The sequence below is a fragment of the Kitasatospora sp. NPDC015121 genome (genome assembly GCF_055562955.1).
In genome coordinates this window covers 21,817-42,452 of record NZ_JBVHEH010000030.1, presented here as the reverse complement: position 1 = coordinate 42,452, position 20,636 = coordinate 21,817, and the positions used below count along the sequence as shown (strand labels likewise).

Sequence of the window (20,636 nt, the reverse complement as noted above, 5' to 3'; positions counted from 1 at the left end):
CCCCGCCGCACCGCCCAGATACTCACCCATCGTGACCGATCGGAGGAGACCGGCCATGACCCCGGCCCGCACCACCACCCCCCGAAAGCCCCGCGGAGGCGCCGCCAGGCCCCCCGCGAAGACCGCCGCCAAGCCGCCCGCGGCCGCCGCGCCGAAGACCCCGACCGGGGCCGTTCCGGCGACCTTCACCCGGCCGTCCGCAGACCCGGTGCTGGCCGACGCCGCCGACCGCGCCGCCGACATCCGCGACCTCGCCCAGGCCGACGCCGACGCCCTGCTGCGCCGCGCCCGCCGCGCCGCCGACGCCGAGCTGGTCACCGCCCAGCAGTGGACCGAGGAGGCCGAGGCGCTGCGCGAGCAGGCCGCCGTCGAGGTCGAGGCCATCACTCAGCGTGTCGAATCGGAGGTCCGAGAGCTCCTCGCGATGGCCACCGACCAGGCCGGGCTGATCCGCCAGGCCGCCACCGAGGACGCCGCGGAGCTGCGCGAGGAGGCCGACGCGGTCGCCCACGCGCACGCCGACCGGCTGATCGAAGAGGCCACCGAGCGGGCCGCCGGCCTTCTCGCCGAGGCCGAGCAGCAGGCCGCCACAGTGCGCGCGACGGCCGACGGGGAGGCCCGGCAGATCCTCGACCGGGCCGAGGAGCAGGCCCGCGCCCTCGCAGCCCGGGCCGAGCAGTCCGCCGCCGTCCGCGCCGAGAACATCCTCACCACCGCCAAGCGCGGCGCGGCCGACCTTACCGAGCAGGCCGAGCGCCAGGGCGCCGAGCTGCGCCGCCAGGCCGCCGCCGACGTCGCCCAGGTCCGCGAGCAGCTCGACCGGGCCCGCGACGAGCTGGCCCGGGTGCAGGCCCGCGCCGCCGGGGAGCGGGCGCAGGTGGAGGAGGAGCTGGCCGACACCCGGACCCTGGCCGCCACCGTGCAGCGCACCGCGCAGATGGCCGCCGACCAGGTCCTCACCGAGGCCGCCACCGGCGCCGCCGAGGTCCGCACCCGGGCCGCCGAGACCGCCCGCCAGCTCGTCGCGGCGGCCGAGGAGGAGGCCGGCCAGATCCGGGAGGACGCGGAGAGCCGGGCCGCCCGGCTCACCGAGCAGGCCCACGCCGAGGCCGACCAGATCCGCGAGGACGCCGACCAGGCCGCCCAGGCCGAGGTCGAGCAGGCCGTCGCGGAGGCCGCCGAGCTGCGCGAGCAGGGCGCGAAGGACGCCGCTGAGCTGCGCGAGCGCGGCCAGGAGCACGTGGAGCGGATCCGGACGGCGGCGGAGGAGGCCATCGCCGCCGCCACCGCCGACGCCACGGAGAAGCGCCGCCTGGCCGCGGCCTTGGAGGGCAAGGCCAAGGCCGACGCCGACCGCCTGCTCAACGGGGCCCGAAGTGACGCGCAGAAGCTCGTGTTCGTCGCCCAGGAGACGCTGGCCGAGGCGGAGGCCGACGTCACGGAGATCCGCGCCGAGGTCGAGGCGCTGCGGGCCGAGGCGCAGCAGATCCGGGAGGCCGAGGCCGCCCGCAAGCGCAGCAAGGCGCGCCTGGCCTGGGCCTGGTGGGGCAACACCGGCGTCCCGAAGCTGCTGCCCCGGATCGCGCTGTGGGCGGGCGTTGCCTACACCGCCGCCGGTGAGCACCGCCTCGCGGTGATGGCCGGCGCGAACCCGGTGCTGGCGTGGCTGCTGCCCGTCGCGGTCGACACCTGGGTCGTCACCGGGACCCGGGCCCTGGCCAAGACCCTCCCCAAGTCGGACGAGCGCAAGCGGATCGCCGGGGAGGTCGTCGTCGCGCTGCTGGTGATGATGGCCTGCCAGATCGCCGCGCTGCTCGCCGAGCTGCACGTCGCCGGTGTCGAGGTCCGTGACGGAGAGTGGCGGGTGCAGTGGGGCCTGGCGGTCCCGCTCGCCATGGTCGTCCCCGTGGTCATCTGGCGGGTGCACGCCCTCATGGGCCACGGCCCCGCCGCCCACGAGGACACCGCCGCCCCGGCTGCCGCGCCCGCCGACGACACGGCGAGCGCTCACGGCGGCACGGACGGAAACGGCCCGCGCCCGCCGCACGGCGGCCAGCCGCTGCCCACCGCCCACGGCGCACTGCTGCCCACCCAGCCCGCGCAGGGCGAGCGCTCATCCGCACAGCCGATCTCCGCAGGTGGCTGGACCACCAGCGCTCACCCGGCACTGCCCCCGGGCACCGGTGCGCGCCCGAGCGCTCAGCACGCCCCGGCCCTGAGTGACGCCGCGCTCGCCCTCGCCCGGCGGGCCGTCGTCCGCGCGCTGTACGACACCCTGTCGCGCCGCCCGCGCGCGGCCGACATCCACGCCGCGCTCACCGAAGCCCGGCTGCTGACCGGCACGCCCGAGCAGACGCGCAGCACCTGCCAGCGCGTGCGCGACGCGGTCGAGGACGCCGAGCCCTCGCTCCGCCCCGCCGTGCGCTCTGCGTAACCGATCACACAAAAGCGCCGGCCCGGGATGAAGAAAGCACCCCGGGCCGACGCCTCCCATCATCGCGCACCGCCCACCATCCGCCGCCACAACCCCGGAAGGACCACCCGCCCGTGCACCCCACCGGCTCGCCCGACTTCGCCCCCGGCTCGCTGATCGTTCTCGTCGGCGGCTCCGGCGCCGGGAAGTCGACCTTCGCCGCCGCCCGCTGGCCGGCCACCTCGCGCCTGTGTCTGGACGAGTACCGCGCCATGGCGACCGACTCCGCGGCCGACCAGTCCGCCACCCCCGTCGCCGCGCAGATCCAGGACCTGCTCCTGGACGCCCGGCTCGCCCGCCGCCTGCTGACCGTGGTCGACTCCACGGCCCTGATGCCGCACGTCAGGGCGCACCTGCTCGCCCGCGCCCGCTACTGGCAGCGCCCGGCCTGCGCGGTGCTGTTCGACGTTCCCCTCGAGCGCCGCCGCCGACTGAACGGGTCCCGGGAGCGGGTCGTCCCGGACCACGTCCTGCTCGACCAGGAGCGCCTGCTGCCCACCGCGGAGCAGCTGCGCGCCGAGGGCTTCACCTCCGTCGACCGCGTCACCGTCTCCAGCCCGGCCTGCCTCGAACCGGCCCGCGCCGGCCGCTGACCCGCCCCGCCCCGTCCCGCTCGTACTCGCCATCTCCAGGAAGGACAGCACGATGAACACCACCACCCCCGCCTCCACCGTCCCGGCCGCGCCCGCCCCGGTGCTCGCCTCCGCCACCCAGTCCATCGCCCGCCGGGGCCTGTTCGCCGAGCAGCCCCTCGTCGTCGGCGACAAGTCCCAGGAGTGGGCGCTGTGGCTGACCGCCATGGACGAGGTCATCCCGATGCCCAGCCTCGGCGAGGCCCTGATGGAGGCCGCCGAGCACAACGCGGTCGCCACCGACCTGGACGACGGCAGCCCGTTCAACGCGGTCGTGCACGCCGTGGTGCTGCACCACGGCAAGGCGTGGCGCCGCCCGCGCCAGGCCCGCACCGCCAGCGTCCGCCCGCACGTCGTCCACTCCGCGTGGTGCGCGATCTGCGACGAGCCGCTGGACGACGAGTACGGCTACTACGAGTCCCCCAAGGACGTCGTCGCCGTCGCCCGGGACCGCGACTGGAAGACCCTGCCCGGAGGCGAGTTGATCTGCCCCCAGACCGACCCCGCCCACCTCACCGCCGAGCACACCCTCGCCACCCGCACCACCGCCCCCGCCATCAAGGGGCAGGACACGCTCGACCTGCCCACCGCCCCGGCCCCCGCCCGGGCCAGCAGCGAGGCCGGCGAGGAGTACCCGGTCGGCCGCTACCTGATCGGCGCCCGCCTGAACCGCGCCCCCGCCGCCCCGGCCGCCACGCCCGCGCCCGCGGCCGCCGCGCCGGACAGCGGCACCGGCTACCTCACCCAGATCTCCGAGCGCACCAACCGGCTCACCGCCGAGGACCTGCTCACGGTCCTGGCCGACGTCCCCGGCCACGCCGTGGTGGAGATGGCCGGCTACCCGCTCAGCCACGCCGAGTACAGCGGCGGCGTCCTCGACCTGCACGCCTGACCCCGCCCCGCACCCGCGTCACCTGACCCCGCATCACCGGCCCGGCCGCACCCCGCGGCCGGGCCGACCCTTCACCCCGAACGGAACCCACCGTGAAGCTCCGCCTGTCCGTCGCCGCCCTGACCGACTCCGTCTCCTACACCGCCCGCGCCCTGCCCGCCCGCCCCCCGGTCCCGGTCCTGTCCGGCATGCTGCTGACCGCCACCACCGGCACCCTGCACCTGGCCGCCTCCGACACCGAGGTCTACACCGCCGACACCACCTCCGCCGAGGTAGCCGACGAGGGCCAGGCCGTCGTCCCCGGCCGCCTGCTCGCCGACATCTGCTCGCGCTTGCCCAAGGGCGCCGACGTCGACCTGGAGCTGGTGGACAAGGGCACCCGCCTGTCCGTCGCCTCCCGCGCCGCCCGCTTCACCCTGCCGGTGCTGCCGCTGAACGAGTACCCGGCGCTGCCCGCCCTCCCCGGCGCCGTCGCCACCGTCCCCGCCGAGGCCCTCGCCCACACCGTCGCCCAGGTCGCCATCGCCGCCTCCACCGACCAGACCCTGCCCGCCCTCACCGGCATCCAGCTGCGCCTGGAGGGCGAGCGGCTGCTGCTGTCCGCGACCGACCGCTACCGCATCGCCCGCCACGCACTCGCCCTGACCATCACCGGCCCGGTGCCGAAGAAGGGCGCGGCGAAGCGCCGCAAGCCCGAGCCGAGCGAAGGCCCGGACCCGGCCGCCAAGGACGCCGCCCCGCAGGCACTGGTGCCCGCCCGCGCCCTCTCCGAGGCCGCGCGGTCGCTGGACGGCGAGCACGCCCTCACCCTGCACTGGTCGGAGGGCCTGTTCGGCCTCTCCACCCCCGGCGGGCGCAGCTACACCACCCGCATCCTGTCCGGCTACGCCTACCCCAAGACCGACGTCCTCCTGGAGGACATCGGCGCGGTGGCGACGTGGACGCTGCCCGTCGCCGAGACCGCCGCCGCCCTACAGCGCGTCGCCCTGGTCGCCACCCGCAACACCCCCGTGCTGCTCGTCCTGGACGGCGCCACCGTGCGCATCGAGGCGGGCTCCGGCGACGACGCCCAGGGCAGCGACCGTGTCTCCGTCAACGCGGCCGGGGAGCTCGGCGACGGCTTCGCCATCGGCTTCAACCCGGGCTACCTCGCGGACGCGCTCAAGGCGCTGGACGCCCCCGAGGCCGAGCTGTACATCCGCAAGGCCGACAAGCCCGTCCTGCTGCTGCCCCGCCTCGGCGAGGGCGCCCAGACGCCCTACCAACACCTGCTGATGCCCGTCCGCCTCTCCGGCTGACCACCCCTCAAGAGCCAGGACGGCCCTGCCGCGAGCGGACCGCCGCCGCCGGCCCCGGACCACCCGCCCACCCGGGCGGGCGTCGCCGGGACTCGGCGCGGCTGCCCGGTCACCCCGACCGCAGCCCACCCAACTGGAAGGACACCACCCCATGGACAACCTGCCCCGCCTGGCCGCCGCCCCCTCCGAGTCGCTCGTCGCCGTCCACGGCGTCATCACCCACGCCTCCAACAACAGCTACCCGCGCACCCTGACGATCAGCGACGAGAGCGGCTCCATCACCGTCACGGTCTCCAGCCACGCCGCCGGCGGCCTAGTCGTCAACAACGGCCAGGCCCACCTGACCGGCACCCGCGCCACCGTCCTGGGCCTGCGCGTGGACGCCACCAACGTCACCGCCTCCAACATCGACCTGGACGCCGAACCGCTCACCGTCACCGGCCTCATCACCGCCGTCGCCCACGCCTCCACCGGCGCCGCCCTGCCCGCCGCCGCCCTCCTCGCCCTGCCCGCCGCCCCGGCCGACACCCGCCGCCGGTGACCTACCCCACCGAGCGCCGCGGCCTAGCCGCCGCGCTGCGCATCCTCCTCCACCGGCTGCGCCCCGGCCGCCGGGAGCCCGCCGACCCGGACCCGGAGGACTGGGGCGACGACCCCACCGGCGCCTGGTCGCCCGACACCACCACCAGGACCACCGAGTGACCGACCAGAGCGACCGCGACCGCTACCGCGACCCGGACCCCGAGGTCGACCGCGAGCTGCAGGCGCACCTCCTCGACCTGGACCAGCTCCTGGCCGACGCCCGGCGCTACCGGGACGACCTGCACCGCGGACCCGCCCGCCCCCACGACGCCGACCGCTTGGCCGACGTCGCCGCCCGACTCTCCCGCCAGGCCCACCGCATCACCGGCCTGCGCGACGGAGCCCGCCGAGCAGACCGCACCTGACCACCCGCCAGCCACCGGAGCCGGACCGCCCGAGCGCGATCCGGCCCCGGCCTACACCCACACCTGAACCCGAACCCGAACCCGATGGAGGATCACCGCTCTTGTCCGGCACCGTTGTCCCCTACTGCTCCGAGTCCGCCGCCACCCAGGCCGTGGGCATTGACTTCGACTTGACGCTGATCGCGCACGACAGGGGCTGGCAGGATGGCCGCATCTACGGGGAGCCGATCCCCGGGGCACTGGAAGCCCTTCGCGCCCTCCTCGAGCTGCGCGCGGTCTTCGTCGTGACGGCCAGGGGCCGTGAACACCACGCCAACATCGCCGCCTGGCTGACCGGCCACGGCTTCGACGCCGAGGTCGACAACGACCCCGACCGCTCCCACTGGACCACCCGCCACATCCTGCTCGTCACCAACAAGAAGCTCGGCGCGGCCTGCTACATCGACGACCGCGCCGTCACCTTCTCCGGCGACTGGTCCGAGGCCCTCGCCACCGCCCTCCACCGCATGGCCCTCACCACCGACCCCGCTCAGGGAGAGCGCCCGTGACCACCGAAGCCACCACCGACACCGACCCCGACGAGCGCCTCGACCAGAACCTGATCGAGGCGCTCAACCACACCGCGGGCGACGTCGGCCGCACCGACCAGAAGGCCGGCGTCCTCCTCGGCCTGGACGGCGTCCTCGCGGCCGCCGTCGCCATCCTCGCCCAGGCCCACGGCGCCAGCCTGGCCGTCATCGCCCCGGCCGCCGCACTGCTCCTGGTCGCCACGATCCTCGCCGTGCTCGTCGTCCGCCCCCGGAGCGAAGTCCGCCCCGTCGGCGACCAAGAGCGTTCCTCCCCCGTCTACTGGTCCGGCCTCACCCACGAGCAGCTGCGCGCCGCCCTCCGCCCGGACCGACGCCTGCACCGCCTCAGCGACCTCTCCGCCATCTGCAACCGCAAGATGATCCTCTTGCGGTGGGCCTCCGACACCTCCATCGCCGCCCTGGTCGCGCTCGCCGCAGCCGCCCTCATCACCGCCGCCGTCTGACGCCCCGACATGACGAAGGCCCGCGTCCCACTCGGATTCACCGAGTGGGACGCGGGCCTTCGTCATGTCGGGGCTAGCCTTCGCCAGATGACTCAAGAACCTTCGTGGCGAGCGCGTCAGCAAGCCTGTAGGCATCGTCGATGCTGAGTGCAGAGAAGATGGCCTGAGCGAGTTCGTCTATGGTCAGAGCGGCCAGATCGACGAGCGTTGGCGCGGGCGTACCAGTGGCCCCGGCGGACCGCTTAGGAACAGGACGGTCAGCTGTGGAGGCCGGGTTAACCGCGGTAAATTCTGCGGTTGTCCCCGGCGCTCGGTCTTCCTGCATTCCGAGGGCTGCCGGAGCTGACATCCCGGCGGCCGACGGCCGGGCACCGGAATTAACCGCGGTAAATTCCGCAGCCTCCTGCACCTGGCCCTCGGACGTGCCGTTTGCGTCGGCCGCCTGATCGACGGCCGCGCTCTGCCGGCCTGCGGCCTTCTTCGCCGAGTCCCCGCGTTCGATGTCGGCCAGACGCATCAGCTGCTGCTCGGCCGTCAGCTCCTCGATGTCCTTGACCGCACCGAGGCGTCGGGCCCGTCGGATCGAGAGGCCGGACTCGTCACCGGCCGCGTGGGCCCGCACCATCGCCTGCAGGTCGGGATGCAGCTTCAGTAGGCTCTTGCGTTGCGAGATCCATGCGCCGGTCCAGCCCTCCGCCTCGGCGGCGGCCTTCGCGGTCGGATACTCGGCGACGATCGCCATGACCGCCTTGGCCTCCTCGATCGGGTCGAGGTCCTTGCGTTCGACGTTCTCGTCGAGAGCAGCTCGCAGCAGCGCAGCCCGGGACCGGGCGACGGTGTCGTTCACCGCACACGCCAACTCCGCGCGCCCGAACTCCACCGCAGCGGCGTGCCGTCGACAGCCGTTCACCACGATGAAGTCGCTACCGCGTAGCTGCTCCGCCTCGTCCGGGTAGAGCAGCAGGTACGCCGCGCGGGTCACCACGAGCAGGCTCTGCCGCTGAATCTCGGCGATCGAGCTCAGGTCGGACAGGTCGCCGACCCCGTCTCGCGGGTTGTGCGGGTTAGGTGCCAGCCGAGCGGTCTTGACGTAGATCAGCCGATCCGGGGCGCCGTTGTCGACGGCCCCCTGCGCCTCCTGCTCCTTGGCGGCAACGGGCGGCTTGCCTAGCAGATCCGCGACGTTCACACGACGGCCGGCCATCAGGAGTTCCTCCCGTCACGGGCCCGGGCGATCCGCAGCTGCATCTCCAACGCCAGGTTGCTGAAGTCCGCCTGGCACTCCTGCGCGGTGCGGCTCTTGGCATACTGCGTGACGACCTGACCGAGCGCGGCGGCCTTGGAGTGCAGCTTGTAGTGTCGGATCACGGTGTTCGCGAGCGGCCAGCCGTTGTCTCGCACGAACTGCTTCGTATCGTCCCGGTCGCCTTCGCCGTCGCGCGGGTCCCAGTTCGAGACCACCACGGTGAACGGGATGCCGCGGGGCTTGATGACTTCTTCGATCGTCTCGGCCGTGGGTTTCCAGCCGAGCGATTCGGTCTCGATAGGGACTATCACGTGGTCGGCGTTGTCCAACGCGGCTCGGATCGAGTCCGCGACACGCCCCTCGCCGAGCGGGTCTCCAGAGTTCTCATCGCGGGCCTCCGGCGGAGTCCAGCCCGGCGTGTCCACGATGACGATGTCCACCGCGGTCGCCTCGCGCAGCCGCTTCAAGTCGTCCAGGTCGTTGTACGCCTCGGCGAAGATGAAGGGGAGATCGTCGCCGACCCGCTCCGCCCACCACGCGCTGGAGCCCTGAGGGTCGAGAGAGACAGCCGCGACCGGCGCCAGCACACCGTCCTGGGCAGCCCCCTTGTCCGGGGCGAGGACCGCTGCGGTGGTCGCGGCCAGGTTCACCGTGATCGTGGATTTCCCGATGCCGCCCTTGCGATTGAGGACGACGATCACTGTTGCCATGGATTCAGTTCCTTGATCCGTTGACTTCCCAGGTCACCCTGGTACTTCGGAGTCCGTCGACTTCCCGGCGGGTGCCGGTACTTCGGACCGGCCCAGCATGTCAGACACCACCGAGGACGCCGAACCACCCCACAGGCGCGGCGTGCCGGGCCAGAATTAACCGCGGTTAATTCTGGCCCGGCACGCCAACTGGCTGGGCGTCACCCACGAGGGCAGGGGCGGATCAGATGGCGTTCAAAGAGGCGGCGCAGGCCGTGTTCCGGGTGCTGGCCGGAGACCGTGACACCCACCCCGACCCATACCTGGAGCTGCTGCGCTTGGGCGCGGAGCACGAGGACATCGAGGCCCAGCGCCTGGAGGTCACACTCGCCGTCCCTGGCGCCCTGGTCACCGGCACCGTGATCTCGCCTGAGGTGTGGCGGAAGCTGTTCATGAAGGAGCTGGACGACTACGACCTCGCCCGCGCGATCCGCACCGCTCACGGCCGGATCGCCGACGACGCCGACGACGGCAAGAAGCGCCCACCGGACCGCCGACACCTGCACCTGCGCGACGTCACCGTCCGGGACGGCCGCACCGTCCACACCCTGCCATCCTGGCGCGGCCCCCTTGCCGCAGTCTCCGGCTGGACCCTCGGCCGCCCCAACCAGGACTGAGCCGTGGTGACCGGGAACACCATCCCGGTGCGGGTGTGCGCGCTGCTGGTCGACCCCGACGGCCGGGTGTGCGTAATCCGCCGTCACCGCCCTGACGGCGTCCAGTACTCGCTGCCCGGCGGTCTCGCCGCGGACGGCGAGCAGCCGACCGACGCGCTGTGCCGGGAGCTGTGCGAGGAGCTCGGCCTGGACCTGGCCGCCGTCGACGTCGACCCAGTCCCGCGGTTTGAGCAGCACCAGGCCACCACCCGCCCGGGAGACAGCCGGCTGTTCCTCCGCCGTCACCTGGTCCACGTCCTCCACATCCCGCGACCGCTCGCCGAGGACGTTGCCCTGGTCGAACTCGACGCCGCCGACACCACCGAAGTGCTCTGGCTGGCCCCGGCCGATCTGGCCGGAGCGCACCTCTACCCGGACGTCGGCGAATACCTGGTCGACGCCGTCACCACCCAGGCCGTGTCCGCGGCCGCCGCGCCAGTGCTGCTGGCTCCGATGACGGGCGCCACCCACCTCTGGAGGTGACCCGGCCCTGGAGCGGTCAGGGGCGCAACCCGAAGAGAGAGCGCCACCCGCGCCGCTGGCCCTGCGTTGGCGAAGGAACCAGGGGAGGCTGCCCGGGAGCGGGCGGGTACGCGGGCGGCGGCGGCATCGGCCCGGGGGAAACAGCTGCGGCGGGCAGGTAGACGGAGTCCTCCGGCAGCTGCTCGCCGTCCGACTGGCTCGTCTCCTGCGCCTCCGGCTCGGGGCGTTCCTCCGGCAAGGGTGGCCGGTGCGGCCGCGACCCGGGTACGGCCGCGGCAGATGCCGGGGGATCCGGCGGGGCGGCGGGCGGCGCTGGCGGCTCCGGCGGCGCTTCCGCTGCTGGCATGGGGAGGGGCGCCGTAGGTTCCGCAGGCGGCGTCGGCCGGTGGCGCTCCTGGTAGAGAGCGGCGGCCTGGGAGCGCCGGGAGCGCCACCGGCCGCGCTGGGACTGCTCCAGGCGGTTCATCAGGTCGTTCGCGGTGGCCAGGGAGAACAGGCCGCGGGTGCGGGTGAGCTCGGCGAAGGCGACCGGTGCGAGACCCCAGCGGGTGGCGTCCGGCGCGGGGACGGGGTGGCTGATGCGCCAGTCCCGGCGGAAGCCGCGGCGCCAGTCGGGGAAGTTCCAGTCCTCTTCGGAGCGCTGCTCGTGGTCGAAGTCGTGGACGCCGTATGGAACCAGGACCTGCTGGCCGTCGAGGAAGTAGACGCGGCCGGCTGCGGCGAGGATCGCGAGCTGCTGCTCGGTCGGGGCGATCGTCGCGTGCCGGGCCTTGGCCAGGCCGCGCGGCAACACGTCCAGGTCGGCCAGGCGCGCGGCCTGCAGCGAGTCCTTGGCCCAGAACCAGACGTGCCGGGCTCCGCCACCGTAGCGGGCCTTCACCGCCTGGATCCGCTGCTCGACCTCGCCCGCGCCCACGGGACGCCTCGGCCGCTCCACGACCAGGACTTCGTTGCCGTCTCCGCTCACCACCACGGCGGGCGGGAGTACGCCGCGGCCAGCCGGAACACCGGCGCCCGCGTCGAACGGCGCCTCCAGGACGCAGCGCACCCCGGGCCAGGCCCGCGTGATCCGCTGCTGGAACTCGATGACGATCCGGCCGTCCGCCTCCAACTGCTCGCGTACCGCAGGCGCGGCCGCGCAGTCCGCGCCGCTGGTGTGGGAGAAATAGGGGGAGACCTTGGAGTCGGGGCGCGCCCCTTTGAGCATCAGGTTCTCCCGGCACGCCCAGCACACGTACCGGCCTCCGGCCAGGCCCGGCGCCAGCCCGATGGTGCCGCATGTCAGGTCGACCCAGTCGCGGGTCGCCTTGTCGAACACCCAAGACACGGACGCCTCGTCTCCCATGGCACGGATCATGCCCGGGCCGAGCCGCCGACGTACGGCGTTCACCGAACTCCGCCCCCTGCGTAGGGCGCACTGTCCGGGTACAGCCGATCCGCCGGGGCAGTTCTCCCGTTCCCCCGTCGGATTTCCGCGCCCGGTGTTTGACTACAGCGCAGGGCAATCCCCGTGACACGAGGAGTAGTTGAATGGGCTTCGCCACCACGTACCTCACCAAGGCGGAAGTGCAGGACCTCCTCGGTATCACCTCCTTTGGCATGTGGCGCCTGCCCCGCCAGCACCCGGACTTCCCCGCGCCCGCGAAGAACGTGCACCACCGCTCCGTCGACGACCCCGACGCGCAGCACTGGGACGCCACCGCCGTCTACGTATGGGCTGCCACGACGTCCCAGTTCCGCCAGCGCGGCGCCCTCTTGGAGCGCCCGCTGCCCGACCGGCCCGGGACGGGACGATTCCTCGGCCACCGCGACACCGCCCACGGACCCGCCACCGACTGGGACACGGTCGTCGGCGTCGTCCGCTTGCTCCACACCACCGAACGCGGAGCGGCAGCGGGCATGGCCGGCGACCTGGCCGCCGAACGCGGCCACGGCATCACCGTGGTTTGTTCTCTGTTCGGCGACATCGCCCACGGCGGCCCCGCCCTGGTCGCCGCCGACACCGCCCGGCCCCGCATCGAGTACGAAGCCGACTGGTCCGTTGTGGTGCAGCTCGCCGGCCAGCCCCTGCCCTGGTGGCCCGGCGCCCTGCGCCGCCCCGACGTCATCTGGCAGTGGTCCCCGGGAGCCGAGGTCCTCACCGTCCAGCTGCCAGCCGACGACCGCGAGGTCGCGCTGCAGCGAGCAGTGCGCAACCCCGCCTTCACCGCGCGCCCGCGCGGTGCTGACCGACATGGCCCGCTCCATCCGCAACGACCGCATCGACGCAGTCCGGTCGGAGATTATGATCTTCGGCGAGGTCCGTCCCTGGCACACCTCGTCTCCGCTGGTGATCGCCGCCGAGCCCGACACCCAGGGACACCCCCTCGGCACCGCCGTGGAGGACGGCCCGCTGCGGCCCGGCTGGGCCGAGGTCGCCCACAGCAACCAGCCGGACGCCGTGGCGGCCCTGCACGTGGCTCTCGGCCGCAATGCCGACCTGCTGCCCTACGGCAGCTTCACCGACCTGCGGGTGAGCGGCAGCCCCACCGTCGAGCGGTGGGTGCGGCGGCTCGCCCTGTGCGACCCCACAGCCGGCCACGCCACTCTTGCCGAGGGCAAGCAGGTCGAGGCCTTCTTCACCGACCCCCTCACCGACATGCCGGTCGTCCGCACCAAGGACGACGACAACCCCAGCCGCGCCCAGTGGCTGTTCTACGCCCCGTGGTCCCTTCCGGCCGGCCGGGGTGAACTGGCGTCCGTCGTTCTCGACGGGGCGGTGTGGATCACCACTACCGACGGCCTGGTCCACCCCGCCCCATGCCTTCCCGGCGAGCACCTGTGGTGGGGCGACGGCTGGGGGGACCGCGCCACCGAACTCGCGCACGTCGTCCACCTGCTGCTGGACGACCTCTCGGCGCGGATTCCCGCCCACCGCCACTGGCAGGACGCCCCGCCCGGCCTGACCGCCTTGTTCAACGCGCAGCCGAAGTCCGGCCCGGGCACGGAGCTCGGCCGGGCCGCGCTGTTGCACGCCAGGATGACGCCGACGCCGCAGGGCTACTGACCGGTGCGAAAGAGCCGGGATCCGACCGGGTCCCGGCGTCCCTCTTCCCCGCTGTCAGCGGCCACTGCCCCGTTGCCGGCGCCGCTCGGTGACGAGGTCGTGCCAGCGTTCGCGGACGGTCTCCTCCGGGACGAGCCACTGTGTGCGGGAGGGGCGGGGCAGGGGGCGGCCGGCCATGAAGTGGGCGATGTCGAGGTAGTAGGCGAAGTCGCCGCCTGCGGTGGCCTGGTCGAGGCGGGTCAGGGTGGCGGTCAGCTCGTCCTGGTCGTCGCGGGCGGCGTGGTGGAAGGCGAGCGCGGTTTCCAGCAGGGGGATGAGCCACGGGAGGCCGGCGACGTCGATCTGGGTGCGCAGGACGGCGGCGCGGTCGTTGAGGCTGCGGCCGGTGGTGCCGGCGTCGGCGATCAGGGCGGCGACGTGGACGTGCAGCACGGTGGCGCGCTGGTCGAGCGGCTCCAGGTACTGGCGGGCCAGGGCGATCTCCTCGGCGGCCCGGTCCGGGTCGGTGAAGGCGGTGACGACGGTGAGGCGGACCTGGGCGATGGCCCTCTCACCTGGCGCCGCGTGCTGTTCGGCTTCGGCCCGCCCGTCCAGCAGGGCCTGGGTGGCCGCGGCGAAGTCGCCTTGCGGCCACAGGATGTCGCCGCGCACCCGGTGGCGGCGGCTCTTCCAGGTCAAGGTGGAGGCGGCGGCGAGAGCGGCGGGGAAGTCACCAGCGATGCGGGCGAGGTTGGCGATCCCGCGCTGGGCCTGGCCGGCGAGACGGCCGCCCGCTGCGGCGACCTGCTGCATGCCCTCGAGGGAGGCCGCGGTGCGGCCGAGGTCCTTGTCGGCCTTGGCGAGGTAGTAGCGGGCGAGCTGGGCAAGTTCGTCGGAGAGCAGGCCGCCCTCCAGGACGGCGGCCAGGCGGCGGGCGGTGTGGGCGCGGTGTTCGTGTTGGCGCCGGCTGATGGCGGTCAGCAGGTCGGTCAGGGCGTCGGCGGGCGTATCGGCCCCTTCGCCCGCAGCGGCGTCCCGGGCCCGGGCGGGGGGCGCGATCGGCTCCCACACGGAGTCGTTGGTGTAGGCGAAGGCGGCGTCGGTGAGCCAGCCGAGGTCGTCGAGGCGGTGGTCGCGGGCCAGCCGCAGGCCCTGGCGCAGACAGGCCACCAGCCAGGCCCGGTCCTGGGCGGGGGCGCGGGTATGACGCCACTGCTCACCGAGGGCGGCCAGCGCCCGCACCGCGGCCCGGTGCCAGTCGGCATCGGTCCAGCGGTCGGGGGTGGCGGTGTCGTCGGTGCGCAGGGCGGCGCGGATGGCGCCGTGCAGATGGTAGGGCCAGATCGCGTAGGGATCTTCGCTGATCATGGGCCGCTCCACGAGCCGGCGGGCGGGCGCCTGGTGGGCCAGGCCTGCGGCCTGGGTGGCGAGATCGACGTCGAAGGCGTCCAACAGGGAGGCGGAGCGCAAGACGTGGCGTTCGTCGGGGGTGAGGTCGGACAGGGTACGGGCGATCAGCGCGGGGAAGGTGTGGTCGAAGTCGGCCGGTACGGGGGTGCGGTGGGTGCGCCGGATCTCCAGGAAGCGGGCGACGGCCAGGTCCAGGTGCAGGGGAAGGCCGTGCGAGCGCTCGGTGATGACGGCGCGGATTTCCGCGGGGATAAGCGGTGCGCCGTCGCGGGTCAGGCGGATGGCGAGGTAGTGGTCGCAGTCAGCGGGGGAGAAGTCGCCGAGCAGGTGCTGCCGGACGCCGCCCGCCGTTCGGGCCGGCTGCTGCCCGCGCGGTGCGAGGTGAGGCCACGCCGCGGGACCGGTGTGGTCGAGCTGCCCTTCTAGGGCGTTCTCGCCCCAGGCGAGGCGATTACGGCCGGCGATGACGAAGAAGCAGTTCGGCATCAGCCACACCAAGCGCTGCAGCAGCCGCTCCAGGTCGCGGTGCCGGTCGGCGGTGTCCTCGAAGGTGTCCAGCAGGACGACGGGCACCACCGCCTTCTTCGCAGGCAGTCGGCTGATCTCCCACGCCAGCAGGTGCGGGTAGTAGGAGAGCGACTCCAGGTCGGGTTCAGCTTCCAGCAGGGCCGCGGTGCGGGCGGCCCCGGCCAGGGCGCGCGCCAGCTCGCGGCGCTCGCGCAGCGCGTTCACCAGTGCGGTGGCGACCTGCCCGGCGGCCGAGCCGACCAGGCCGGGCAGCTGCAGAGCCCCGGCGATCTGGCCGACCGCCTCGCCGAGCTGGCCGGGCAGCAACTGCCCGACCTTCCCCATCAGCCCGGTGCGGCGGATGTACTCCTCCAGCGGCTCGCCGGGGTGCTGTGCATCCCAGTAGCGGCGTAGCGCCAGGTCGAAGCCGGGCATCGGCAGGCCGACGGCGCCGGCGAGGGCGAGGCGGACGGTCAGCACGACCCGCTCGAAGTCGGAGCCGGTGCTCGCGGAGCGGGACAGGTCGATGCGCACCGGCAACAGCCGCTCGCCCGCCCCCAGGCCGGCGCCCCACTGCCGGGGCCGCTCATCGGCGGCGGCGAGGGAGGCTTCGAGCTTGCGCAGCAGGGTGGTCTTCCCGACACCGCCGACGCCGTGGAAGGCGATCACGTTGGTCCGCGGCGCCTCCAGGTCCTCGACGTCGAAGCCGGGAGCCGCGACGGTGCGCAGGTGTTCTTCGACAGCTGTGGCCACCAGGGCCCACTGCTGCTGGCGGTTGGTGAACGCCTCGGCGCTGTCGACCGGGTCGTTGGAGCTGAACAGCGCGCGAAGGTCGGCCACGGAAGTCCCCCCAGGACATGTCACTTGAGGCCAATTTAGGTGATGGACCAGGTCAAGGGGCAGGATCGAGCGGAAAGGGCCGGGAACGGGCCACTGACGGGCCCGCCCGGGCGGTCGGCGGCACCGCCCCGGGCCGAGACCGTTCCAAGCCATCGAGGTGGTCCACCGTGCACACTCCTCCCTCCGCAACGCCCTCCTCCCCTGAGGGCGACAGCGCATCCATCGAGGCGGCCCAGGCGGCCGTCGGCGCTGTCATCGCCTGGTACGGCCGCGAGATGATGACCGCCCGGCGCGCCGGTGACCAGCAGCGCCTGGCGGAGCTGGCGGAGCAGCTGCAGGTGTGCGGCGAGGACCGGGAGCGGCTTGGCGAGGCCGGGACCGGAGAGATCACCCGGATCGCAGAGCTGTACACCGAGCGTCTGCTGGCCCTGCAGGCCGACAGCAGCTGAGATCTCGGCCGAGACCGTGCTGCCCGCCCGGTCAGTCGACGGCGTCTAGGGTGGTCTCGAGCCCGGCCTTCTCCGCGATGGCCTCGAGCGGCTTCCGGTGCATCCAGTAGCGCAGGCGCAGCGTGCCGTCGTTGGTGACCTGGTACGCCTCTGGCAGGCCGAAGGCCTGGACGAGGCCGCCAGCGAGGATTGCGGTTGCCGCGAGGAGTTCGGGTCCGTCCTCGGCCAGGTCGTCGATCGAGAAGACGGCACCCGTGCGCGGTTGCCGTTCGGGCTGCTGCTCGCTGATCGGGCCGGGCCAGCCGCGGTCCTGGACCAGGATCGTCGGGTGGTCGGGCCCGATGGGGAAGAGGGTGGCCTGAACTGTGGCGTTGCCGCCGGCGGCCGCGCGGTCGCGGGCATGGCGAGCCAGGAGTCGCAGGCCGCCCCAGACGGCGTTGACCAAGGTCTCGTCGTTGACCTGGGCTGCATCGACGCTGCCGGCAGTGTCGTGCGGATCAAGCTGGATGGTGGTGCGTGGGGTGGTGGTGGCCGCGAAGGTGCCCGCTCCGCTCTCGTAGAGGTGACAGGCCAGGTGACTTGCACGGGTGCCCCGGTGGTTGCCGGCGGCGCGCAGGTGACCGGTGCCGACGGAGGCGCGCAGCCACGAGACGCCGAACGGGATGCCGTACGGATCGGTGTGAAGAACGCTCTTCTCGAAGGCTTTGAACGCCTTCGTGTCGAGGGTGAAGCCTCCGGGGACGTCTGGCACGAGGGAGAGCACCACGTAGCGGTGCTTGTCCGTGTCGAGCCAGCCTGTCAGCTGCTCCGCGCTGGCGGCCGCGACGTCGTGCCGGCTCTGGGCCCCCAGGCCCCGGTTGCGGTAGGCGGTGGCGACCTCCGGCTCCGACATGTACGCCGTGGTGGCGCCGTTCCTCCGCGGATAGCGCAATCCGTTGTTGACCAGCACGGCGTGGGGAGCTATCGGGCTGGGCGGCACTGAGATGAGGTAGAAGCCGTGGTCTTCGCGTTCGGGTGCGGCTACGGGGTAGATGTCGAAGGTCGGCAGCGGCGAGACGAGACCCGCGACGATCTGGCGCATCCGGCCGACCTCGTTGTCACTCAACGTCACCCCAGGCGTGCCGCTGGCCCGGGCCTGATCGTCCTCCTCGACGCCGAGGACGATCACGCCACCTGCGGTGTTCGCCATCGCGGCGACGTCCCCGGCCAGGCTGCGCCGGTCTTCGTCCTTGCCGCCGTAGAGCGTTGCTTTGAAATCGAGGTCGAAGTGCTCGGTCGCCTTCGCGGTTTCGAGTGCGGCGACCTGCTGGTGGGAGACGTTGTCGAGCCGGGCGCCGAAGAGGCCTTCCAGGCGCCGGGAGCGGTGAGCAGCCATAGCCGATTGTGGCACCCAGCTACCTGAGTTTGGCACCGACTTTCCACATACGGCGGCCGTGGGCCGGTGCCCGGCGACCAGGCGCTTCTCAGCTTCCCGGACGGGCCGGCAGGGCGAGCGCTGCCGTAGGTCGCTCTAGCTGCCGCGGCCGCCGTGCGGCAGGCATGAGCGGCAGGGCCAAGGAGCCGATGGCGACCAGGTCGTCGCGGTACTGGGGCATCGCGGCATGCAGTTCCCGCTGGACAGCCCAGAACTGGGCGGCTTCCTGCTCGGTGTACCGGCGCTGCTGTTCTGCGAGCAGCGCCAGCGCCCCGGACCCGCGCTCTGACGGCCTCCCGCCGCTCGTGGGTCGGCTGCTGTAGAGGGCACTGGTGTCGCGCCGCATCACCGTGATCTGGTCGACCAGCGCCAGCTCCTCGGCGGCCGCGACGACGTCGGGCAGCACCCTGTAGTGCGCGTCGTGGCCGTAAGCGGTGGTGAACCGGCCGGGGACGCCGAGCCGGGTCACTTGGGCGTAGCGGTGGGCGGTGCCCTGGCGGGAGTCGGAGGCACGTACGGCCAGGACTAGCAGCTCCACCCGGTAGCCGGCCTGCCGGAACGTCTGCGCCTGGGCGGCGAACCCGGCGGGGTCGGAGGGGGTGGTCTCGATGACGAGGTTCCCGCGGCGCTCGCGCACGTACGCCTCGGCCCGCGCCTGCCAGGCCCGGTAGTCGGCGCGGATCGGCTCGGATGCGCGGCGCGGGTCGGAGCTCAGGAGCTGGAGGTAGTCGGGGTGCAGGACCTTGAAGTCGTCGCCTGCCAGGTGCACCGGCCGGTTCATGCTGCGGCGGACCAGGTGGGCGGCTCTCGTCTTGCCCGCGCCAGGCTGGCCGACGACGTAGACCACGACCGGGCGGTCCTGCGCGGTGACCGTGTTCAGCAGGACCGGCACGACCATCGCCTCGAAGACGAACTCGTGCTCGTCGGCGGAGAGCCGGTGGTAGTCGACTCCGGGCGCCCGGGTGAGCGGCTGGGCAGTGCGGCGCACCCGTTCGGCCAGCGCGGCGGCCCGCTCGGCGTCCCGGCCAACGGCCAGCGCCCAGTCCGCGGGGAGGCGGGGGTCGTGGGCGCGGCGCTCGCAGGCGGCCAGCTGGCGCCGGAAGCGGCCGGTGGCTGCGGCGTCCCACGGACGGGTACGCTCGGCCACCACGGCCCGGGCCGCCCGCGCGGGGCGGACCCAGCTCCCATCGGAGCCGAGCTCGTTGGCGTACACGCTCTCCAACGCCGTGCCGGTGCCGCGGCGCACCACGAACACCATGTCGGCCAAGTGCCCGCTCTCCACCGCGAGGAGCGTCGTCACCAGCGCGGCGGCGCAGTTGTCGTGGTTGTCCCAGCCTACGTAGCGGGCTCGGCCATCCACGGCCAGGTCCACGTAGCGCTCCAGCACGCCGAGCTGGCTGAGTGCCTCCGGAACGGCCAGGGCCACGATCTCGACGCGGTACCCGGCCCGCCGGTACGCGGCGATCTCGGCCAGGAACTCCTCCGGGCGGCCCATCGGCGCCTCCACCACCGCGTCTAGGCCATCACGCCGCAGCCGCTTCTCCACCCGTTCCTTCCACCCGTAGGTGTCGGCGCGCACCCGCACCCCGGCGGTGCGCACATCCTCGGTGAGGAACCGCGGGTAATCGGGGTGGACGGCCTTGTAGGCGTCGCGGTCCACCCGCACCGCACCGCCCCGGTGGGCGAGCGCCGCGTGCACCAGATCCACGACGAGCGTCTTGCCGCTGCCGGCCTGCCCGGCCACGAACACCACCACCGGCCGCTCCTGCGGCACCGCCGTACGCAGCACGGTGGGCAGGATCTCCTCGGCGAGGATGCGCGCACCGCATTCGGTGGAAAGCCGGTCCCCCGGTCCGTCTGCGGGCGGCACCTACGCCTCCAGGCGGGGGTCGTCGATGTCGACGGTGGCGACACCGGGCGGGTACAGCTCCTGGCGGGCCGTCAGGATCAGATGCTGCATCGGCCGCGCCGGGGTCGGCAGGCTCGCCGCGATGGCGTGGGCCAGATCAGGCCCCCCGTAGCCGTCCCGGACCATGGACGCCACCACCACGGCCGTGCCCGCGTCCAGCGCCTCGAACTCCAGCGAGGGCAGCGCCAGGACCGCGTGCGCGGCACCCTCATCCTTGATCTCCGCCTCGATCAGGCATAGCACCGGCACCAGCAGGTGCTGGAACGGACTGTGCAGCGCGGCGTCCACGATCCGGTGAAGGCGCTCATGACCGGCGGCGAGCGCCGCCAAGGCGCTCGAATCCAGAATGATCACGCGCTGCGCCTCGGGGCGAGCTTGGCGCGGGTGTCGGCCGCGGCAATGTTGTAGACCCGTTGCAGCAGGTCCGGACCCCGGTCCAACTCCGGGTCTGTGAGGGTCATCCCGAAGTGCTCCCGCAGCAGCCGACGGCCCTCGGCGACGCGCTCGGCGATCTGCTCCGCGGTGGGCTGCTGCTCCACCAGCAGGGCCACCTGGGCGCCGATCGTGGTGCCGCGGGCCGCCGCGAGAGCAGCCAGCCGGTCACGTGTGTCAGGGGAAACCTTGATCGTCGCATCAACCATACCGCGATCGTACACCGCTGGTACACCAGCGG

General features: G+C 73.4%; 22 protein-coding genes. 13 read left to right on the top strand and 9 right to left on the bottom strand.

Going from position 1 to position 20,636, the window contains the following annotated elements:
• Nucleotides 1-55 precede the first annotated feature (55 nt).
• From ACZ3J7_RS33495 to ACZ3J7_RS33455, 9 genes are all read left to right on the top strand, one after another.
• Nucleotides 56-2,434: a coiled-coil domain-containing protein gene (locus ACZ3J7_RS33495; RefSeq protein ID WP_465627155.1), complete on the top strand. Its 2,379-nt coding sequence runs from the start codon at nucleotides 56-58 to the stop codon at nucleotides 2,432-2,434.
• A 113-nt stretch (nucleotides 2,435-2,547) separates the two neighbouring features.
• On the top strand, nucleotides 2,548-3,066 hold the full coding sequence (locus ACZ3J7_RS33490; RefSeq protein ID WP_465627154.1) for an AAA family ATPase: 519 nt from the start codon (nucleotides 2,548-2,550) through the stop codon (nucleotides 3,064-3,066).
• 52 nt (nucleotides 3,067-3,118) lie between these two features.
• Nucleotides 3,119-3,997, top strand: coding sequence for a hypothetical protein (locus ACZ3J7_RS33485; protein ID WP_465627153.1), 879 nt, complete (start codon nucleotides 3,119-3,121; stop codon nucleotides 3,995-3,997).
• A gap of 92 nt (nucleotides 3,998-4,089) precedes the next feature.
• Nucleotides 4,090-5,295 carry a DNA polymerase III subunit beta gene (dnaN, locus tag ACZ3J7_RS33480; protein ID WP_465627152.1) on the top strand — a complete coding sequence of 402 codons (1,206 nt, stop codon included), beginning with the start codon at nucleotides 4,090-4,092 and terminating at the stop codon, nucleotides 5,293-5,295.
• A 151-nt stretch (nucleotides 5,296-5,446) separates the two neighbouring features.
• Nucleotides 5,447-5,836 (top strand): hypothetical protein, encoded by a 390-nt coding sequence (locus ACZ3J7_RS33475; protein ID WP_465627151.1) that lies wholly within the window; start codon nucleotides 5,447-5,449, stop codon nucleotides 5,834-5,836.
• Entirely contained in the window at nucleotides 5,833-5,997 is a 165-nt protein-coding gene (locus tag ACZ3J7_RS33470; RefSeq protein WP_465627150.1) for a hypothetical protein, read from the top strand. Before ACZ3J7_RS33475 ends, ACZ3J7_RS33470 begins: the two co-directional genes overlap by 4 nt.
• Entirely contained in the window at nucleotides 5,994-6,242 is a 249-nt protein-coding gene (locus ACZ3J7_RS33465; RefSeq protein WP_465627149.1) for a hypothetical protein, read from the top strand. The genes ACZ3J7_RS33470 and ACZ3J7_RS33465 overlap by 4 nt, the downstream gene beginning before the upstream one ends.
• A 101-nt stretch (nucleotides 6,243-6,343) precedes the next feature.
• Nucleotides 6,344-6,790 (top strand): hypothetical protein, encoded by a 447-nt coding sequence (locus ACZ3J7_RS33460; protein ID WP_465627148.1) that lies wholly within the window; start codon nucleotides 6,344-6,346, stop codon nucleotides 6,788-6,790.
• Nucleotides 6,787-7,275 (top strand): Pycsar system effector family protein, encoded by a 489-nt coding sequence (locus tag ACZ3J7_RS33455; RefSeq protein WP_465627147.1) that lies wholly within the window; start codon nucleotides 6,787-6,789, stop codon nucleotides 7,273-7,275. The genes ACZ3J7_RS33460 and ACZ3J7_RS33455 overlap by 4 nt, the downstream gene beginning before the upstream one ends.
• 73 nt (nucleotides 7,276-7,348) lie before the next feature.
• On the opposite strand, the gene ACZ3J7_RS33450 is transcribed toward ACZ3J7_RS33455, so the two are convergent.
• Together ACZ3J7_RS33450 and ACZ3J7_RS33445 are read right to left on the bottom strand one after the other, a co-directional pair.
• On the bottom strand, nucleotides 7,349-8,479 hold the full coding sequence (locus ACZ3J7_RS33450) for a ParB/RepB/Spo0J family partition protein (protein ID WP_465627146.1): 1,131 nt from the start codon (nucleotides 8,477-8,479) through the stop codon (nucleotides 7,349-7,351).
• Nucleotides 8,479-9,231, bottom strand: a complete 753-nt coding sequence (locus ACZ3J7_RS33445) for a ParA family protein (protein WP_465627145.1) — start codon at nucleotides 9,229-9,231, stop codon at nucleotides 8,479-8,481. The genes ACZ3J7_RS33450 and ACZ3J7_RS33445 overlap by 1 nt, the downstream gene beginning before the upstream one ends.
• Before the next feature lie 227 nt (nucleotides 9,232-9,458).
• Here ACZ3J7_RS33445 and ACZ3J7_RS33440 point away from each other — a divergent pair, with 227 nt between their 5' ends.
• Nucleotides 9,459-9,887 (top strand): hypothetical protein, encoded by a 429-nt coding sequence (locus ACZ3J7_RS33440; RefSeq protein ID WP_465627144.1) that lies wholly within the window; start codon nucleotides 9,459-9,461, stop codon nucleotides 9,885-9,887.
• A 6-nt stretch (nucleotides 9,888-9,893) separates the two neighbouring features.
• The gene (locus ACZ3J7_RS33435; protein WP_465627143.1) at nucleotides 9,894-10,409 is read left to right on the top strand and encodes an NUDIX hydrolase; all 516 of its coding nucleotides are present in this window, start codon (nucleotides 9,894-9,896) and stop codon (nucleotides 10,407-10,409) included.
• 16 nt (nucleotides 10,410-10,425) lie between these two features.
• Here the strand turns inward: ACZ3J7_RS33435 and ACZ3J7_RS33430 are convergent, their stop codons facing one another.
• Both ACZ3J7_RS33430 and ACZ3J7_RS33425 read right to left on the bottom strand, forming a co-directional pair.
• Nucleotides 10,426-11,754: a hypothetical protein gene (locus ACZ3J7_RS33430; RefSeq protein ID WP_465627142.1), complete on the bottom strand. Its 1,329-nt coding sequence runs from the start codon at nucleotides 11,752-11,754 to the stop codon at nucleotides 10,426-10,428.
• Between the two features lie 41 nt (nucleotides 11,755-11,795).
• Nucleotides 11,796-12,644, bottom strand: coding sequence for a hypothetical protein (locus ACZ3J7_RS33425; protein ID WP_465627141.1), 849 nt, complete (start codon nucleotides 12,642-12,644; stop codon nucleotides 11,796-11,798).
• Here ACZ3J7_RS33425 and ACZ3J7_RS33420 point away from each other — a divergent pair.
• A complete protein-coding gene (locus tag ACZ3J7_RS33420) occupies nucleotides 12,643-13,455 on the top strand; it encodes a hypothetical protein (protein WP_465627140.1) in 813 nt (270 codons plus the stop codon). The two genes, ACZ3J7_RS33425 and ACZ3J7_RS33420, sit on opposite strands and share 2 nt — an antisense overlap.
• A 54-nt stretch (nucleotides 13,456-13,509) precedes the next feature.
• Here ACZ3J7_RS33420 and ACZ3J7_RS33415 read toward each other — a convergent pair whose 3' ends face one another.
• Nucleotides 13,510-16,191 (bottom strand): ATP/GTP-binding protein, encoded by a 2,682-nt coding sequence (locus ACZ3J7_RS33415; protein ID WP_465627139.1) that lies wholly within the window; start codon nucleotides 16,189-16,191, stop codon nucleotides 13,510-13,512.
• Nucleotides 16,192-16,358: 167 nt separating this feature from the next.
• Between ACZ3J7_RS33415 and ACZ3J7_RS33410 the strand changes: the two genes are divergently transcribed.
• On the top strand, nucleotides 16,359-16,640 hold the full coding sequence (locus tag ACZ3J7_RS33410; RefSeq protein WP_465627138.1) for a hypothetical protein: 282 nt from the start codon (nucleotides 16,359-16,361) through the stop codon (nucleotides 16,638-16,640).
• A 31-nt stretch (nucleotides 16,641-16,671) separates the two neighbouring features.
• Here ACZ3J7_RS33410 and ACZ3J7_RS33405 read toward each other — a convergent pair whose 3' ends face one another.
• The 4 genes from ACZ3J7_RS33405 to ACZ3J7_RS33390 all read right to left on the bottom strand — a co-directional run bounded on the left by ACZ3J7_RS33405 (nucleotide 16,672) and on the right by ACZ3J7_RS33390 (nucleotide 20,604).
• Nucleotides 16,672-18,015: an AlbA family DNA-binding domain-containing protein gene (locus ACZ3J7_RS33405; protein ID WP_465627137.1), complete on the bottom strand. Its 1,344-nt coding sequence runs from the start codon at nucleotides 18,013-18,015 to the stop codon at nucleotides 16,672-16,674.
• A gap of 88 nt (nucleotides 18,016-18,103) precedes the next feature.
• Complete coding sequence (locus ACZ3J7_RS33400) at nucleotides 18,104-19,924, bottom strand: zeta toxin family protein (protein WP_465627136.1); 1,821 nt, start codon at nucleotides 19,922-19,924, stop codon at nucleotides 18,104-18,106.
• Nucleotides 19,925-20,317, bottom strand: coding sequence for a hypothetical protein (locus ACZ3J7_RS33395; RefSeq protein ID WP_465627135.1), 393 nt, complete (start codon nucleotides 20,315-20,317; stop codon nucleotides 19,925-19,927). It abuts the gene before it with no gap.
• On the bottom strand, nucleotides 20,314-20,604 hold the full coding sequence (locus tag ACZ3J7_RS33390; RefSeq protein WP_465627134.1) for a hypothetical protein: 291 nt from the start codon (nucleotides 20,602-20,604) through the stop codon (nucleotides 20,314-20,316). Before ACZ3J7_RS33390 ends, ACZ3J7_RS33395 begins: the two co-directional genes overlap by 4 nt.
• Between the last annotated feature and the right edge of the window lie 32 nt (nucleotides 20,605-20,636).

Excerpts from the sequence above, each read along its gene's own strand:
- ACZ3J7_RS33495 (WP_465627155.1), top strand. The coding sequence starts at position 56 with ATGACCCCGGCCCGCACCACCACCCCCCGAAAGCCCCGCGGAGGCGCC.
- ACZ3J7_RS33485 (WP_465627153.1), top strand. The coding sequence starts at position 3,119 with ATGAACACCACCACCCCCGCCTCCACCGTCCCGGCCGCGCCCGCCCCG.
- ACZ3J7_RS33475 (WP_465627151.1), top strand. The coding sequence starts at position 5,447 with ATGGACAACCTGCCCCGCCTGGCCGCCGCCCCCTCCGAGTCGCTCGTC.
- ACZ3J7_RS33450 (WP_465627146.1), bottom strand. The coding sequence starts at position 8,479 with ATGGCCGGCCGTCGTGTGAACGTCGCGGATCTGCTAGGCAAGCCGCCC.
- ACZ3J7_RS33445 (WP_465627145.1), bottom strand. The coding sequence starts at position 9,231 with ATGGCAACAGTGATCGTCGTCCTCAATCGCAAGGGCGGCATCGGGAAA.
- ACZ3J7_RS33440 (WP_465627144.1), top strand. The coding sequence starts at position 9,459 with ATGGCGTTCAAAGAGGCGGCGCAGGCCGTGTTCCGGGTGCTGGCCGGA.
- ACZ3J7_RS33430 (WP_465627142.1), bottom strand. The coding sequence starts at position 11,754 with ATGGGAGACGAGGCGTCCGTGTCTTGGGTGTTCGACAAGGCGACCCGC.
- ACZ3J7_RS33420 (WP_465627140.1), top strand. The coding sequence starts at position 12,643 with ATGGCCCGCTCCATCCGCAACGACCGCATCGACGCAGTCCGGTCGGAG.
- ACZ3J7_RS33425 (WP_465627141.1), bottom strand. The coding sequence starts at position 12,644 with ATGTCGGTCAGCACCGCGCGGGCGCGCGGTGAAGGCGGGGTTGCGCAC.
- ACZ3J7_RS33405 (WP_465627137.1), bottom strand. The coding sequence starts at position 18,015 with ATGGCTGCTCACCGCTCCCGGCGCCTGGAAGGCCTCTTCGGCGCCCGG.
- ACZ3J7_RS33390 (WP_465627134.1), bottom strand. The coding sequence starts at position 20,604 with ATGGTTGATGCGACGATCAAGGTTTCCCCTGACACACGTGACCGGCTG.